A 13,935-nucleotide genomic window follows, 5' to 3' on the forward strand; every position below is an offset into this window, starting at 1 on the left:
AGGCCTTGACCTGCGGGGTCGCTGGGTGGCGATTGGGATTCGTGCCCCGGGCGCGTGGACCGGAGCTCAGTTCTGAAGTGGAATGGCGTGATCGGTAAACTTCACCTTTTTCTGCAGGATAATTTGTTGGAAGTTGACGCTCAGAATATCGTAGTCTTTAGCGTGATAGTCCATGAAAGAATTGATCGCCCACCAGGGATTGGCGCGCGCCCGCGGATAGAAAGGGCCCACAAAGTCGTCAAAGATTAAAATTCCTCCTTGCTTCAAGAGGCGCCACGCCGTAATACCATCGGTTAAAACATCGTCGGCGAAATGCGATCCATCCACATAAATCACATCGAATTCTTGCTGTTCATCAAGTAGCTGTGGCAACACCTGCAGCGAAGACCCCCTTCGCTTCGTCAGCCGCGTCGCACACGCGGCAACATTGCCGTCGAAACGCGTTTCAAGGTCGTGACGGTCCGGCGTGGCATCGTACCGGTAACCCTCGGTTTCGCCGGACCAGGTATCTACGGCGGTTAAATGCCCGTTCGTAAAATACGTGAGAAGAAAGAGGCTGGAACGTCCTTCCCATGACCCGATTTCAAGGATCCGGACGGGCTCCTTGCGAGTAAAGACTTTCGAAAAAGTCACAGACCAGGGCACAATATTCATATCGAGCCAAAATTCCTTGAACTCGCCCTGCGCTGCCTGCGCCTGAAATAATTCGCGAACCTTGGCTACCTGCTTTGCCTGGTCCGATAGCACACCTGTGCCGACCAAAAGATATCGCAGATTGTCTGCAAGATAGTGCCGCAGCACAGAAGGCCGTCCAGTTCCAAGCCTTACCAAAAACGCAAAGTAGGAGGTTAACAAACGGATTTTGGTTGTGTTTGTCAGTCCATCCATGTTTCTAGCCTTTTTGACAAGGTCGATCAGTCTCGTCGTCGGCTCGATCCGTGCAGTTAATCCATGCACCACTTCAGCAAGTCGCTGACCAGGGTCTATGGATGCTAGCAGGGCCAGTCACCGGGGTGGGAGATGCTTTGCATCATTGGCCGCGCAGCAACACCCTGTTCAACGTGTGGCGGTTCGATGGCCCCGTCGCTCAGGTGGGCCCTGTATCCGCAGCCGCCTTCCGGACATCGAGCGGAGCACCTACCGCTAGCTGGCGACTTGCGGCCGGGATGCGGCGTGTAGGCCTTCGCATGTGGCCCTGGCCCGAGCAATGCGGAGGTGAACGATTGGAGCGAGTCCCAAGTGGGTGTTCACAATAAGGCTTATCGCACCGAAAGTTTCATCCAGACGGTTTACGGCTAATAGTTCCCGAGGTTGCTGTAGCGTAACGTCCCGTGCCAGCTCAGACGATGGAGGCTGGCACGACTCCACTAGATGACACCAGACCTGGAATGAGCCTCCGCGATGCCCGTCAAACCGACCACGCTAGGCCGAACGAGCAACGAGTCCACGACGTCGCTTTGGTCTCGCCGGTTTATCGCCGCAATCATCGCGATCGGCGGCATGGAGTTGATGGCGATGATGGATGGCTCCATCGGGGTCGTCGCGCTTCCTAAGATCCAGAACGAGCTGGGCCTGTCCAATGCCGCGCTGAGCTGGGTTATCACCGCCTACATCCTGGCATTCGGCGGCTTGATGCTGCTGGGCGGCCGCCTCGGTGACACCATCGGGCGCAAGCGGACTTTTATCATCGGGCTCGCACTGTTCACCATCGCATCAACGGTGTGCGGCATCGCCTGGGATGCGACCAGCCTCGTCGTGGCCCGGCTGCTGCAGGGCGTGGCCGCGGCGATCGCCACACCGACCGGTTTCGCGCTGGCCGCGACCACGTTCCCGAAGGGACCGCCGCGTAACGCCGCGGTGGCGGGGCTGGCTGTAATGAGCGCCATCAGCGCCGTCACAAGCCTGGTGGTGGGCGGGCTGATCGCGCAGGTGTCATGGCGCCTGGTGTATTTGATCAACCTGCCGATCGGGCTGGTAGTGCTCTGCCTGGCCGTCAGCGCGTTGACGGAAACCCAGAAGGAGCGGAAGAAGCTCGATGTCACCGGGGCCGCGCTGGCCACGTTGATGTGTACCGCCGCGGTTTTCGGGGTCTCGATGGCACCGGAGGCCGGCTGGCTGTCGGTTCCGACGATCGGTTCCGCTCTGGTGGCCCTGGGCGCTTTTGTGGCGTTCGCCGTGGTGGAGCGGACCGCCGAAAACCCGATCGTGCCGTTCGACCTGTTCTTCGACCGCAATCGCCTGGCCACGTTCGCGGCCATCTTTCTGGCCGGCGGGGTGCTGTTCACCCTGACCGTTGAGGTCGCCCTGTACGTGCAGAACATCATGGGTTACGACGGTCTGCACGTGGGCGTCTACTTCATCCCGTTCGCCGTTGCGGCGGCCGTCGGGTCGGGCCTGGCATCGCGGCTGGTGACGCGGTACCCGCCGCGAGTGCTGGTGTTCGCCGGCGGCATCCCGGTGCTGGGGGCGATGCTCTACGGCTCGACGCTCCACCGCGGCCTTCCATTCTTCCCGCATCTGATGGTGCCGCTCATCTTTGCTGCAATCGGGATCGGGATTGTCAACGTCCCACTCTCCCTGTCGGTGATCGCCAGCGTCGGTGTCGACCGGATCGGGCCCACAACCGCGATCGCAATGATGCTGCAGGCTCTGGGCGGGCCACTGGTGCTTGCTTTCATCCAGGTAGTCATCATGTCGCGCACGCGGGCCCTGGGCGGTACCAACGGGCCGGTGAATTCCATGAACCCCGCTCAACTGCACGCGCTGGACCAGGGCTACACCTTCGGCATGCTGTGGCTGGCGGGGGTGGCCCTGGTGTTCGGTGTGGTGGCGCTGTTCATCGGCTACTCGGCGCGGCAGGTTGCGCACGCGCAAGATGTCAAGAAAGCCTTCGACGCCGGGGACCTAGAGCTCTAATACCCCAGGACAGAACATTTCTTCCACGGCGGGCTTGATCGCGGCAACTTCTCTCGGGCGGCCAGCGATATCGGGTGGCAGGCGACGCCAGGTCAAGCGGCTACTCGCGAAACCGGGTGCGGCGCAGTCAATAACACGGTGGCGAGCCGCACGAACAGGACCGGCCGTGGCAGAGCCCGCCCCCCGGCCGATCTCGCCGCTGGCGCTAGCGAAACAGGCGGCCGCCTAAAGACATCTGGCTTGGTCTGTATGCGCGTTCCTTCCGTAGTCGGCCGGTTGCTGCTTTAAACTCGCTCTGACCATAGGGGGCATTTCCACCCTTCAGGTCGGGACCAGAAACCGGAAAGCGGTGAGGGGGGAGGCCGATGCAGGTGCCAGACGTGGGCAACAAGAAGTTACCCACGGGTGAGGCTATCGACAAGACCATCGGCCAGGCCAAGCAAGACAATTCCGCTGAAGGGCATCAGTCGCTCGCAGTGGCAGCTCGCGTGCGTGCAAGCACGAGTGAAAGTGCACGCCAACGCAACGGGCTGGCAAACTGGTATGTAGATCTCTCGGCCCGCCTCCACCCGCTTCGATGACTGCTTCTTCTGAGTCCGAACCCCAAGCACAACGCAAGGTCAGCGTTGTCATCCCCGCATATCGGTCTGCGCAATCGCTTCCGGTGCTGCTGCAGCAGCTGTTTGAAATCGAGGAAGCAAACGGCTGGGAAATGCAGGTCGTCGCAGTGGACGATGCCAGTCCGGACGACACATGGGCGGCTATGAAAAGGGCAAAAGCGACGTACGGGTCCAAGCTTCGTATTGCGCGTGCCCTCACAAATGGGGGACAACACCGGGCTATTCAGGCCGGATTATCCTTGGCAACCGGGGACATCGTGGTAACGATGGACGATGATCTTCAGCATCGGGCGGCGGACGTCACCAATCTAGTGGAAGCTGTGTGCTCAGGATACGATCTTGCGATCGGCAGCTACTCCCATAAAAATCACAATCCGATGCGCAATACCGCGGGCACGCTTGTTGATTCGCTAATAAAGCGCCTCTTTAATCTGCCGCGCTCGTTCGAGCTCACCAGTTTTCGTGCGATGAAACGCTCGGTCGCGGAAGGTGCGGTTAGACAGGCCAGCGACCGACCATACATAACCGCAATGTTGCTGGCTAATTCCGCAAACCGAGTGAATATCCCGGTCGTCCATGAACCGCGAGCGCACGGAACTTCGAACTACACGCTGGGCAAGAGCGTGTCCCTCGCGGCGAGTCTGATCTTTTCGTACTCGGCCTATCCGATCGTGTTCGTCGCTACCCTCTGCGCTGTAGCCTTCGGTTTTTCGACTGTCCTAGCGATAGGAACAGTGTGGAACGCGCTTGCTCAAAACGTCAGTGTTCCCGGTTGGGCGAGCCTGATCGTGGTCACGACCTTTTTTAACGGGCTCATCCTGCTGGCGCTCTTGGTATTCGGAATCTACCTCTCTCGGATTTACCTAACGGTCGTCTCGGGCCGGCTCAGCAATCGACTCGCCGAAATTGAGTAGCTGGTTTATGCCTAAACCTCAGACACTGTTGGTGCTCGGCGCCTCCACGTATCAATGCCACCTCATCCACCGGGCCAGACAAAGAGGCATACGAGTTGTCGTAGTCGATGCATACGCGGACAACCCCGGACATGAAATTGCTGACGAGTCACACGTCGTCAGCACTACAGAATTAAACGACGTCCTGCGCATCGCCAAGGATTCGGAAATCGATGGAATCATCTCACCCGCAACGGATGTCGCCGTCACCACCCAGGCCATCGTAGCGGACGAGCTGGGATTATTCGGACCGCGCCCTTCAGCGGCGCGTATTCTTACCAGCAAATCAGCGTTCTTCGACTACTCACGCGAGCTCGGCTTTGCGGTCCCCCAGTTTGACTGTCTGACCTCTTACGCTCCATCAGAGGTCTATCTGCCGCCTTCTCCGGTTTGCGTTGTCAAACCAGACGACTCGTCGGGCAGCAAGGGGGTCACGCTGGTCAGCGACCCGGCACGCTTGACATCCGCCATCGAGCTTGCGTTACACCACTCCTCGTCAGGGCGGGCCCTGGTACAGCATTACGAAGCCGGTTTCCAGGGAACCGTGGAAGGGTGCCTTCTCAACGGAGAGATCGCTTTCTCCTTCGTTACAGCGAGACACATTCCTGCGCCGCCGGTGCTCGCCACCGCAGGGCATACCATTCCTTCTGGTCTCTCTCCAGACCAAACCGAGCGAGTTCTCGACGACGTACAAAAGCTCCTCACATCTCTGTCTATCTTTGATACGGTGTTCGACGCCGATTTCGTCTGGAGCGGCGATGAGCCCAAATTTCTGGAGCTCACTCCAAGGTTGGGGGGGAACTCTTTGAGCCAGCTTGCCCTCTACCATTGCAATTTGTCCTTGGAGGACCTCGCGATTGATCTCGCACTCACCGGTACGGCGTCCATCACCGAGCAGCAGCCGTACGCCGGCACCTCGAAAGTTGTGCTTCTGCACTCACGCAAAGGAGGACGACTGGAATACGATCCGGGTCGGCTACCCGCCGCTGGAAAGGTCGAGGGCGTCAAACGCATTGTCCTCGACTGGGATCCCGGAAAGATGGTTTCCCCTTTCATGAACGGGCGTCATCGATTCGGCGAGATCATCGCGCAGGGGATGACAACAGAGGCCGCTGACGCGGCTATAGAGCAGGCATGTACAACACTTGACCTGCGGATCATGTGAATGCGAAATCGCAAAAGGTCAGCGATCATGACTGCGTTGACCTCACCCAAAGATTAGGATCAATTCCGGCGAGCGGGCTTACCGAGGCGCGGTGCAGCCACCTTGGTCGAGACAGTCGCCGCCGCCGATCCCGATCTTTCGCACACGAAGTGCCAAAGGAGGATTGTATGTGGAAGAAGATCGCACGGCGGATCGCCGTCGGAAGCAACGGGTTCGACGTTGCCTACTGGCGCGAGCGCGCCGACGATCCTGGCACGATGAGCGTGATGTGGCACAACCGTGTCTTCAACGATCTCGTCGACCGTGACGAGTGGTCCATCATCGAGGCGACACTGCCCGAACAGCGAGGCGCGGTTCTCGACCTCGGCTGCGGCACCGGGCGGGTCGCAGAGCGGCTCGCCGCGCGGTTCGACAGCTACACGGGCGTCGATCTCGACACCATGGTCGCCGAGGCGGGGCGCAGGTTCCCCGCGCTCGCATCGTCATTCGTGGCAGCCACCGTTGCGGACTACGAATATCCGCCCGAACGATTCGACTTTATCCTTTCTCTCGGCTGCGTCTCCACGGCGTGCACGACGGCGACGCTTCCCGATGTCGCAAGCAAGATTGCCCGAGCTCTGAAGCCACGCGGACGCGTCACGCTGATCGAACCGTTCCACACGGGGCGGCTGCTCACGCGTGGCTGCAAAATGAAGCCGGCGGAGGTCGCCGCCCTCTTCACCTCGCTGGGTCTACGTCAGCTGTATCGCGGCGGGCTCCTCTGCTTCCCCGCGCGGATGGTACTTGCCGAGCCCGTGTTCGAGCGTTTCCCAGGGGTGACACGCACCGTCTATGAGTCGAGCGAGCGGCTTACGCAACGGTTTCCCTCTCTGCTCGCCGACTACACCGTCCTCTCACTCGAAAAGCCCTGACTGGGGCAGCCTCGCTGCGCTCACGGTTGGGACTGCCCTGCCCGGGATGCGTAAAAAGGCCGCAAAGGGCTCGCGCACATACTTGCCTTGGGATCCGCACAGGATGCCGACGGCGGCCTCGATTAACCCGAGCGCAGGCGGACAACGAGGACGTCAGCGGTTGGGACGCGTGAGCAAACTCCCACACGCGGATAGTGCCAGGTCGAGCCAACGTTGGAGTGACGGGTTGCGCGCGCAGGCACGGTCGAGATCCGCAGCTGGTAGCGGGTTTAGCAGCCGCGCAATCGGTGTCTAGCTGGGATCGCTGCCCGCCGAGTTCTCGATGGGCGACATCCGCGCCGTCATGAAGAAATAGGTGTAGGGCGGAAACACCTGCGCGACGACCGTGCCGTGCACATCGCCGAACGCGCTGCGCGCCAATGCCTCATAACCGGCCGGCGAGCGCACATGCCGACCACGATCAAGACTGATGAACAACCGCGCGATCGGATTCTGCCGCTCGACAAACACATTATCGACCGTGATCACGCGCCCATCGGGTTTAACAACTTGCCGTAACAGCGCGAACAATTGGCTCGCCTGCGCATCGTCCATGTGGTGCAACACCCCCGAAACGATGGCGATATCAACAGGGGCCAGCACGCGCGCCTGCTCGGGCCCGAAAAAACCTTCATAAAATGTCCCACGGTCCCCAAAAGTCCTGCGCGCCTTCGCCACATAGGCCGCATTAGGCTCCCAGCCGACATACTCCACCTCCGGCAGGTACGCCAACAGATCCGAGGGCCCACAACCGATATCCAGCACACGATCCCCCGGCTGAGCACGCACGAAATCTCGCGCAAAGCGGTGCCGCTCGCGGTCGGCTCCCATCACACGCTGCACAGCTTCATACAATGTTGGATGACGCAAAGCCGCATAAAGACCGTGGGTACGTTCGCTCGTCAATGCTCAATCCTTAACGCAGACCGCAAGACAACTTGCGCCCAATGGAATAGTGCCCCGCCAAGATCCGCCACGCCTCGACACTACGCAGCCCATCGATGCTACCCACTGAAAAACCCCTGCCGCACACGCTCTGCGGAGCACAGCTGGGCATCAGCCTCTCGCCGCACCGGGCATTCAGCATGCCGAATCGTCTTGGCTACTAGTTGCGTCGTGAAAATGCACAGCGGCAACGTCGGGCTCGGCTTGCTCCACAACGGAAAACTGGCACCTGGCTAGCTCCGCGCGCGTGCGCCAGCGCGGCGTCAATTCGGCGACCCGGCTATCTCCGGAAATGAGCGGCGTCGGTCAGGCGCTGAGCACGTACAGTTTCTCCCTACCGCCCGCAATTAAGGACTGTTGCACCACTCGCGGCGCGTAGTTGCGAAAGAATTCGTCGAGCGTCGCCTCGGTGAATCGATGAGCTTGCGCACCGTCGCCCGGGTTGGTGAAGCGTCGGCCCAGTGCGGCCAGGACGCGATTGTCGCTGGTGGTCATGTTGCGGACCGGCTCGGCGACGATCACCCGGTTGCGCGCCGCGGCCAGCATCCGGTCGACGACCGCCCGTGGGTCGGGGAGAAAGTGATACAGGCTCGCCTGCATGATGACGAAGTCGGCTCGGGGCAGCGGTGTGTCGGCGTGCAGGTTCCGCACCTCGCCTCGCCCACCCGCATCATTCAGCCGCGCGATAAACCCGTTGTTCAGGTCGAGACCGAGGTAGTCGACCGACTTCTCACGCAAGTAGCGGCTGTACAAGGTCCCCGGCCCGCAGCACACGTCGAGCACCGTGGCGCCTTCGGGAATGAGTGCCGCGATCGCGCGAAAGCGCGCTGCATAGTGCCTGCCGTACAGCGTGCGCATCAGTAACTCGTAACTGACGCCGCTGCGATAGATGAGGCTGGTGGGCACAAAAAACCCCTGCGACGGTTGCTGGACGCTAAATGCTACCGCGCCGGGCGCTTTGCGATTCCGTCATGCGGCCCGGACGTCTAATCGGCGCCGCGTCAGCCGGGCATCCCGGGTGTCGGTGATGAGAGGCTGGGCGCGCAAACATTCGCGGAAGCATGATTTCATCAATGCCGCAACCGACAAGCGACATACGGGTTTCGTGGCTAACCGCTAGGCTGGCAGGTTGTGGAATCCAGAGTGGCGTAGCTCCCTTTAACGGTTGGTGCAGTTCATTCAAGATTGGATCCCAACAGCAAAGGAGGTCCGGTGTTCGGCAGAGGCCCTCGGCGAGACGCCTGGCGGGCTGGCACTGACTGTACGCAAGTGGATCAGCTGCCTCCGCCCCGATAAGGCTGCGGGCTTGCTGTACGTTACTAACAAATCACTTCACTCGTCGGGCAGGATTCGCGGTGATTCCCAGACGAAGTACGCAACTCCCCGGACGAAGCGCGGAAGGTCCGCCCCTGGGCCGGCAGGTCGCCGGCAACCAACGTTGGTCGAAGGCAGGGAATGGACCCCGCCAATCGGTCACGCGTCAAGTTCCCACGGTGATCGCGCCCGACCAAGGCGCGGTCGCAGCAGACGGCCGTCTCAACTGGCCGGGCGGAGAGCGCCCTCACCGTATTTCGGTTGTCGTACCGGTGTATCGGGGCCAACACACCATTGGCGGATTGGTTGCCGAACTGCATCAGCTCACCCGTCCCACAGCGACACCCGACGGTGCTACCTTCCTGGTCGACGAGATCATCCTCGTGCACGATCACGGTCCCGATCGGTCAGACGTGGCGCTCGAGGAGCTTCGGCAGGCCTACGAGCAGGTGCGCACCGTGTGGTTGAGCCGCAACTTCGGCCAGGACGCCGCGACGATCGCCGGCATGTCGACCGCGCGTGGCGATTGGATCGTCACAATGGACGAGGATGGCCAGCACGATCCTGGATTCATCGGCGCTTTTTTAGACACGGCGTTGGCTCAGGGCGCCGATCTGGTGTATTCGAGGCCGACGAACACTCGCCCGCATGGATTTCTGCGGAATCTGACCTCGCGCGGCGCGAAGGTGGTGCTGGCGACCGTGTTCGCGTTCCCGGCTTCCACCCGGTTTGAAAGCTTCCGGCTCATCCGCGCGGATATCGGCCGCCAACTCGCTGACATCGCCCAAAGCGGCGTGTATCTCGATGTCGCGTTGAGTTGGGTGGTCGATGCGGTCGCGCAGGTCCCGGTGATACTGCGCGCAGAGAGCCTGCATGAGTCCGGCTATACCTATCCGCGGCTGTTCGCGCTGTTTTGGAAGATGGTGCTCTGCAGCGGAACCCGCGTCCTGCGGCTGGTCAGCATGCTCGGCGTCACGCTCGGCGTCATCGGTGCCGTGATGGCCGCGGTCGTCGTGTACCAGGCGCTCACCGAAGACGTTTACGGACCACATGGATGGGCCTCGACCATCGTGGTGCTGTTGCTGTGTTCGGGTGCCATCCTGTTCTCACTCGGCCTCGTGGCCGAATATCTCGGGGTGGCCCTGCACGTGTTGATCGGCAAACCGCTGTACTTGACGGTAGAGACACCCACCCCACGGCCCAGGCATAAGGGGCAGCCCGTGAGCGCCGCCAGTCTTGACGCCCGGGTTGAGCAGTAACGGCGTCGCCGTCGTCCGCCCGCACCGCCAGGCCTAAGACGATCAACTACCAGGGCTACTCAACATTCACAGCGGGGTCTTTCCGCTGCGTCGGCGATCGGAAGGTGGCGTTCATTGTCCGTAGAGCGGCTGCTGGAGGATGGATCGCTGTCGCGCGGCTTTGCTACTTGCCAGGCTGATCAAGCGTCAGCACCAGCCGCGCACCATCCCTTTCCCACGTGATTCGTCCGTCACCATCGGTCGAAGCGTTGTCCGTGCCGGCGACTGAGGTCCGCTCTATCAAGGTGGAGCTGTTGACGATGCGATCAACCCCTCCAACGCGAACCGTCGCGCCCGGGTAAGGGACCACCGCCCGTACGATCTTGTGCAATTCATGAAGTCCCAATGACTGGTCTAGCGACACAGGCTTAACGATTCGTTGAGTGCGCGGCGTCGGTCTGACTTCCTGCCTCATCCCGACCGGTCGGACCCCGCATTCGAACAGATCGATCAGCTGCGGAAGACAGCTCGCCGCCAGCCGTGCCAGCCCGAGCCTCAGCGACGCATTCGTTTCATCACGCCGGATCGGGTAGGTCCGCTGGATCAAGATGTTGCCCGCGTCGACCTCTGGGACGGCATAGTGATATGTCACTCCCGTTTCGATTGCCTCCCCGAGTAGGGCGGCCTGGATCGGGTCGGGCCCGCGAAACCGTGGCAGCAGCGACGGATGCATGTTGACGACGCCCAACCGTGGCAGGTCGAGAAGCGGCTCTGCGAGGATCTGATCAAACCCGGTCATGAGGATCATCTCCGGGTCATAGCCCCGCACCATTTCCAGCCCGGTTCCCGAGGTGACGCGAAGATTCGTGTGGCACGGTATCCCGAGTTCGGCGCACACCTCGTGAATCTGAGGAATCGGGTAATAGGGGTATGGAGCGTCGTAGCATCGCGTGAAGACCGCGCCCAACTCCAGCCGCCCATCGGCCCGGATCGCGTCGAGGACCTCGTTCGTGTAGCCGGTCAAACCAAATAAAACAATTCGCATCAGCGCTCCGAATGGTGATCCGGTTATCCTGCGGCGCCATCGTATGCAACGGTCTCGCTGACCAGATAGGTCGGCCGGTCCATGCTCCGAAAGTGCATACGAGCCAAGTACTCCCCGACGATTCCAAGTGCAAAAAGCTGCGCGCCAGAGAAGATCGCGATGATCGAGGCCAGGAACGCGAAACCCGGCACAGCACTACCATTTATCAGGTACGTGATACCGACGTCGGCAAGGATGGCGACGCCGAATAACACCAACAGGAAGCCGATGAAGCTCGAGATCTGGAGCGGGAGCGTACTGAACCCGGTCATCAGGTCAATCGCGTGGCGAACCAGACGGCTTATCTTGTAACCACTCACGCCGGCGGTACGCGGCGCGTGCTTCACCTTGATCGCGACGAACCGAGACGTCGTCCAGCTGAGCAAGACATCGATGGACACCGTTGGGCTGCGATACTCGCTAAATCCCTGCCGCAAGCGGGTGCGGAATGCGCGGAAGGCGCTCACACTGCGTGCTGTCTCGGCGCCCATCGCGCTGGCCAACGCCAACTTCGTCACGCGTGAGGCTACGTCGCGCACGATCCCATGCTGCTCATTCAGCGGTGCGCCATACACCACGTCGACGTCGGGACCGAGGGCCGCAAGAAGCGGCTCGATCTCGCTCACCGGATGCTGCAAATCGTCATCCATCGTGACTATTACGTCGTTGCGCGCGGCGCGAATACCGCAGAGCAGGGCATTGTGCTGACCGTAATTTCGGCTCATGCGGATGCCGCGTACGCGCTCGTCCTCCGCAGCCAGTTCAGTGATGATCGACCATGACTCGTCGCCGCCGCAATCCTCCACGAAGACGATCTCAAACTCCGGGGCGATCCGCGGCATAGTAACGCTCAGCTGCCCATGCAACTCTCGCAACGTCAGTCCTGCGCGATAAACGGGTATGACAACACTAACAGTCAGCACGGCGCCTCCCCGGCGGGCTTTTGCCCAAAGTTGCGTTATCCCAGAATGTTTGGCGTTTACGCCGGTCCCGGCGCACTCTGCGGCACCAAGTCGGGTGGATGTGACGACGTGCCGGCAGCCGTATCCGAAAGCCCCTGCCGAGCGGGCTCCCGGTCATCGTCAGGTAAAGGAGTCGGTCGGCGAGCATAGGAGACAAGGATCGCCAGGCATGCAATCATCCACAAGATCGGCGTCAATGGCGCCGTGGTCAATACGACTGACGTGGTGCCGACTACCCCACGAGCCCCCCATTGCCCCCAGATTGGTTCCTGGACGGGCTGGCCCAGGATGGCAACCTGAGCGATGCTGAGCGCCACGGCCCACGTGATGCACCGGCCCACCGCACGACGACGAGTGTCGCGAAGTGCCAGCCGGTCGAATATCCCCTCAGCAGGCGAGCCGTCGGGGTCTCGGACGACGAGCGCGGCGACCGGCAAAACGAATACCAAGGAGTAGAGCATGGCCACGGAGGGAGACAGCGCGGCCGTGGCCAGCAGCACCACGCCCGCCATCACCGGTGGGATGCGTCGCCCCAAGACGAGCAGGCAAACGACAACAATGATCAGGATCGCAATTCCGATCATCCATCGCGGGCCGGCCAGAAAACCTTCTGGAATCTTCCCGCCGGTTTGGGCACCCTTGACGGCATCCGGGAAAAGCAGCAGCGCTCGACCGAAAGACACGTTCTTCACGTCGGTAAGTCCCCCGAACGAACTTGCCGCGTGGAAAAAGCTGCGGAGGGACTGTGGGATTGTCTGCGGAAAGTCACGCGGCCACAACAGGTAGGCAGCCAGGTTCGCGCCCACGCCCCCGGCAACAGCAGCGCCAGCCCACCGCCACTGCCGGGCTGCCAACAACGCCACCACCAGCACGGCGAACTGGGGCTTGACGATCGCGGCCAACACCACCATGAGCGCGACAACACCCCACTGCCCTCGACGCAACGCCACCAAGAACACCAACGCGATCGGCACCACGAATCCCGCCGAGTTGCCCCGATCAATCACCGCCCACGCGGGGATTGCTGCAGCGCCGAGTGCCACGAAAACCACCACTCGCTCCAGACCGCGTGTTCCCCGGGCCGCCCACACCGCAGGCGAAACCACCGCAACCGTCAGCGCAAACAGATAAGCGATCAACCCCAGTCTTGGGACGCCCAGCCATTTCGCGGGAGCCGCAAACAACATGTGGGGCAACCATCCTGCAGCCGGCCCACCCATCAGGACCGGATGGTAATCCGGGGGAAGGACTTGCGAGTAGGCCCAGGGGTCGGGCTGCAGCCCGGTATCTACGACCATGGTGTAGTCACCGAAGCAGTGCCGACCGATGCTCGCGCTCTGTGCCAGCCAGCAATCCTGGGGGATCCACAACAGAGACGACAGCACGTCGACCGAGAAGCACTGGACAAGCACATAGCTTGTCGCCACCGACACCGCGGACACCAGCAGGATGGCGCCCAGCATCAAAGTGCGTTCGGATTGGGAGGTCACCGCTCGACGCCGCTCCCCGATCGCAGCAACCCTGCTACGCAGCACCTCGACCGGTCGAATCATCCAAATCCTCCTCCGTTCTTCGCGAGACGGTAGCAAAATCAGGCGGCCAGCGTTGCGACCGCGGCGGAAAACTCGAGGGTGGATCGGTGGTTTGTGTAACGTGCCGGCGCGGTCGGCTGGCGGTGTGTGGTTGCGCTGCGCGCTGGAGGGAAAAGACCTGCTCCAGCGGCGCGGAAGGGTTGTGGACCAGCGCGTGGAACCGAATTCGCCTCGGGCCTGAAGATCCGCGCCCGAG

At 61.4% G+C, this 13,935-nt stretch carries 11 protein-coding genes; 5 read left to right on the forward strand and 6 right to left on the reverse strand.

The genetic code is table 11. From position 1 onward, the window contains the following. Window positions 1-66: 66 nt before the first annotated feature. Window positions 67-888, reverse strand: coding sequence for a class I SAM-dependent methyltransferase (locus A5686_RS09285; RefSeq protein ID WP_082947548.1), 822 nt, complete (start codon window positions 886-888; stop codon window positions 67-69). Window positions 889-1,401: 513 nt separating this feature from the next. Between A5686_RS09285 and A5686_RS09290 the strand changes: the two genes are divergently transcribed. The 4 genes from A5686_RS09290 (at window position 1,402) to A5686_RS09305 (ending at window position 6,565) form a co-directional block, all read left to right on the forward strand. Then, window positions 1,402-2,916 (forward strand): MFS transporter, encoded by a 1,515-nt coding sequence (locus A5686_RS09290; protein ID WP_067933334.1) that lies wholly within the window; start codon window positions 1,402-1,404, stop codon window positions 2,914-2,916. Between the two features lie 577 nt (window positions 2,917-3,493). Next, window positions 3,494-4,450: a glycosyltransferase gene (locus A5686_RS09295; protein ID WP_082947549.1), complete on the forward strand. Its 957-nt coding sequence runs from the start codon at window positions 3,494-3,496 to the stop codon at window positions 4,448-4,450. After that, window positions 4,443-5,654, forward strand: a complete 1,212-nt coding sequence (locus tag A5686_RS09300; RefSeq protein WP_156750012.1) for an ATP-grasp domain-containing protein — start codon at window positions 4,443-4,445, stop codon at window positions 5,652-5,654. The genes A5686_RS09295 and A5686_RS09300 overlap by 8 nt, the downstream gene beginning before the upstream one ends. A 167-nt stretch (window positions 5,655-5,821) precedes the next feature. Then, complete coding sequence (locus tag A5686_RS09305; RefSeq protein ID WP_067933337.1) at window positions 5,822-6,565, forward strand: bifunctional 2-polyprenyl-6-hydroxyphenol methylase/3-demethylubiquinol 3-O-methyltransferase UbiG; 744 nt, start codon at window positions 5,822-5,824, stop codon at window positions 6,563-6,565. Window positions 6,566-6,856: 291 nt separating this feature from the next. Here A5686_RS09305 and A5686_RS09310 read toward each other — a convergent pair whose 3' ends face one another. Both A5686_RS09310 and A5686_RS09315 read right to left on the reverse strand, forming a co-directional pair. Beyond that, window positions 6,857-7,510 carry a trans-aconitate 2-methyltransferase gene (locus A5686_RS09310; RefSeq protein WP_156750013.1) on the reverse strand — a complete coding sequence of 218 codons (654 nt, stop codon included), beginning with the start codon at window positions 7,508-7,510 and terminating at the stop codon, window positions 6,857-6,859. Window positions 7,511-7,855: 345 nt separating this feature from the next. Beyond that, a complete protein-coding gene (locus A5686_RS09315) occupies window positions 7,856-8,455 on the reverse strand; it encodes a class I SAM-dependent methyltransferase (RefSeq protein WP_067933341.1) in 600 nt (199 codons plus the stop codon). A 662-nt stretch (window positions 8,456-9,117) separates the two neighbouring features. Here A5686_RS09315 and A5686_RS09320 point away from each other — a divergent pair. Then, a complete protein-coding gene (locus tag A5686_RS09320) occupies window positions 9,118-10,122 on the forward strand; it encodes a glycosyltransferase family 2 protein (RefSeq protein WP_067933432.1) in 1,005 nt (334 codons plus the stop codon). Window positions 10,123-10,285: 163 nt separating this feature from the next. On the opposite strand, the gene A5686_RS09325 is transcribed toward A5686_RS09320, so the two are convergent. The 3 genes from A5686_RS09325 to A5686_RS09335 are packed head-to-tail and all read right to left on the reverse strand — an operon-like array spanning window position 10,286 to window position 13,700. After that, window positions 10,286-11,146: a methionyl-tRNA formyltransferase gene (locus tag A5686_RS09325; protein ID WP_082947551.1), complete on the reverse strand. Its 861-nt coding sequence runs from the start codon at window positions 11,144-11,146 to the stop codon at window positions 10,286-10,288. A 23-nt stretch (window positions 11,147-11,169) separates the two neighbouring features. Continuing rightward, window positions 11,170-12,108 (reverse strand): glycosyltransferase family 2 protein, encoded by a 939-nt coding sequence (locus A5686_RS09330; RefSeq protein ID WP_067933345.1) that lies wholly within the window; start codon window positions 12,106-12,108, stop codon window positions 11,170-11,172. Between the two features lie 56 nt (window positions 12,109-12,164). Continuing rightward, window positions 12,165-13,700, reverse strand: coding sequence for a glycosyltransferase 87 family protein (locus A5686_RS09335; protein ID WP_067933347.1), 1,536 nt, complete (start codon window positions 13,698-13,700; stop codon window positions 12,165-12,167). Between the last annotated feature and the right edge of the window lie 235 nt (window positions 13,701-13,935).

It is taken from the genome of Mycobacterium sp. E2479 (genome assembly GCF_001667925.1).
GTDB lineage: Bacteria > Actinomycetota > Actinomycetes > Mycobacteriales > Mycobacteriaceae > Mycobacterium.

Excerpts from the sequence above, each read along its gene's own strand:
- A5686_RS09325 (WP_082947551.1), bottom strand. The coding sequence starts at position 11,146 with ATGCGAATTGTTTTATTTGGTTTGACCGGCTACACGAACGAGGTCCTC.
- A5686_RS09335 (WP_067933347.1), bottom strand. The coding sequence starts at position 13,700 with ATGATTCGACCGGTCGAGGTGCTGCGTAGCAGGGTTGCTGCGATCGGG.
- A5686_RS09290 (WP_067933334.1), top strand. The coding sequence starts at position 1,402 with ATGCCCGTCAAACCGACCACGCTAGGCCGAACGAGCAACGAGTCCACG.
- A5686_RS09285 (WP_082947548.1), bottom strand. The coding sequence starts at position 888 with ATGGATGGACTGACAAACACAACCAAAATCCGTTTGTTAACCTCCTAC.
- A5686_RS09305 (WP_067933337.1), top strand. The coding sequence starts at position 5,822 with ATGTGGAAGAAGATCGCACGGCGGATCGCCGTCGGAAGCAACGGGTTC.
- A5686_RS09295 (WP_082947549.1), top strand. The coding sequence starts at position 3,494 with ATGACTGCTTCTTCTGAGTCCGAACCCCAAGCACAACGCAAGGTCAGC.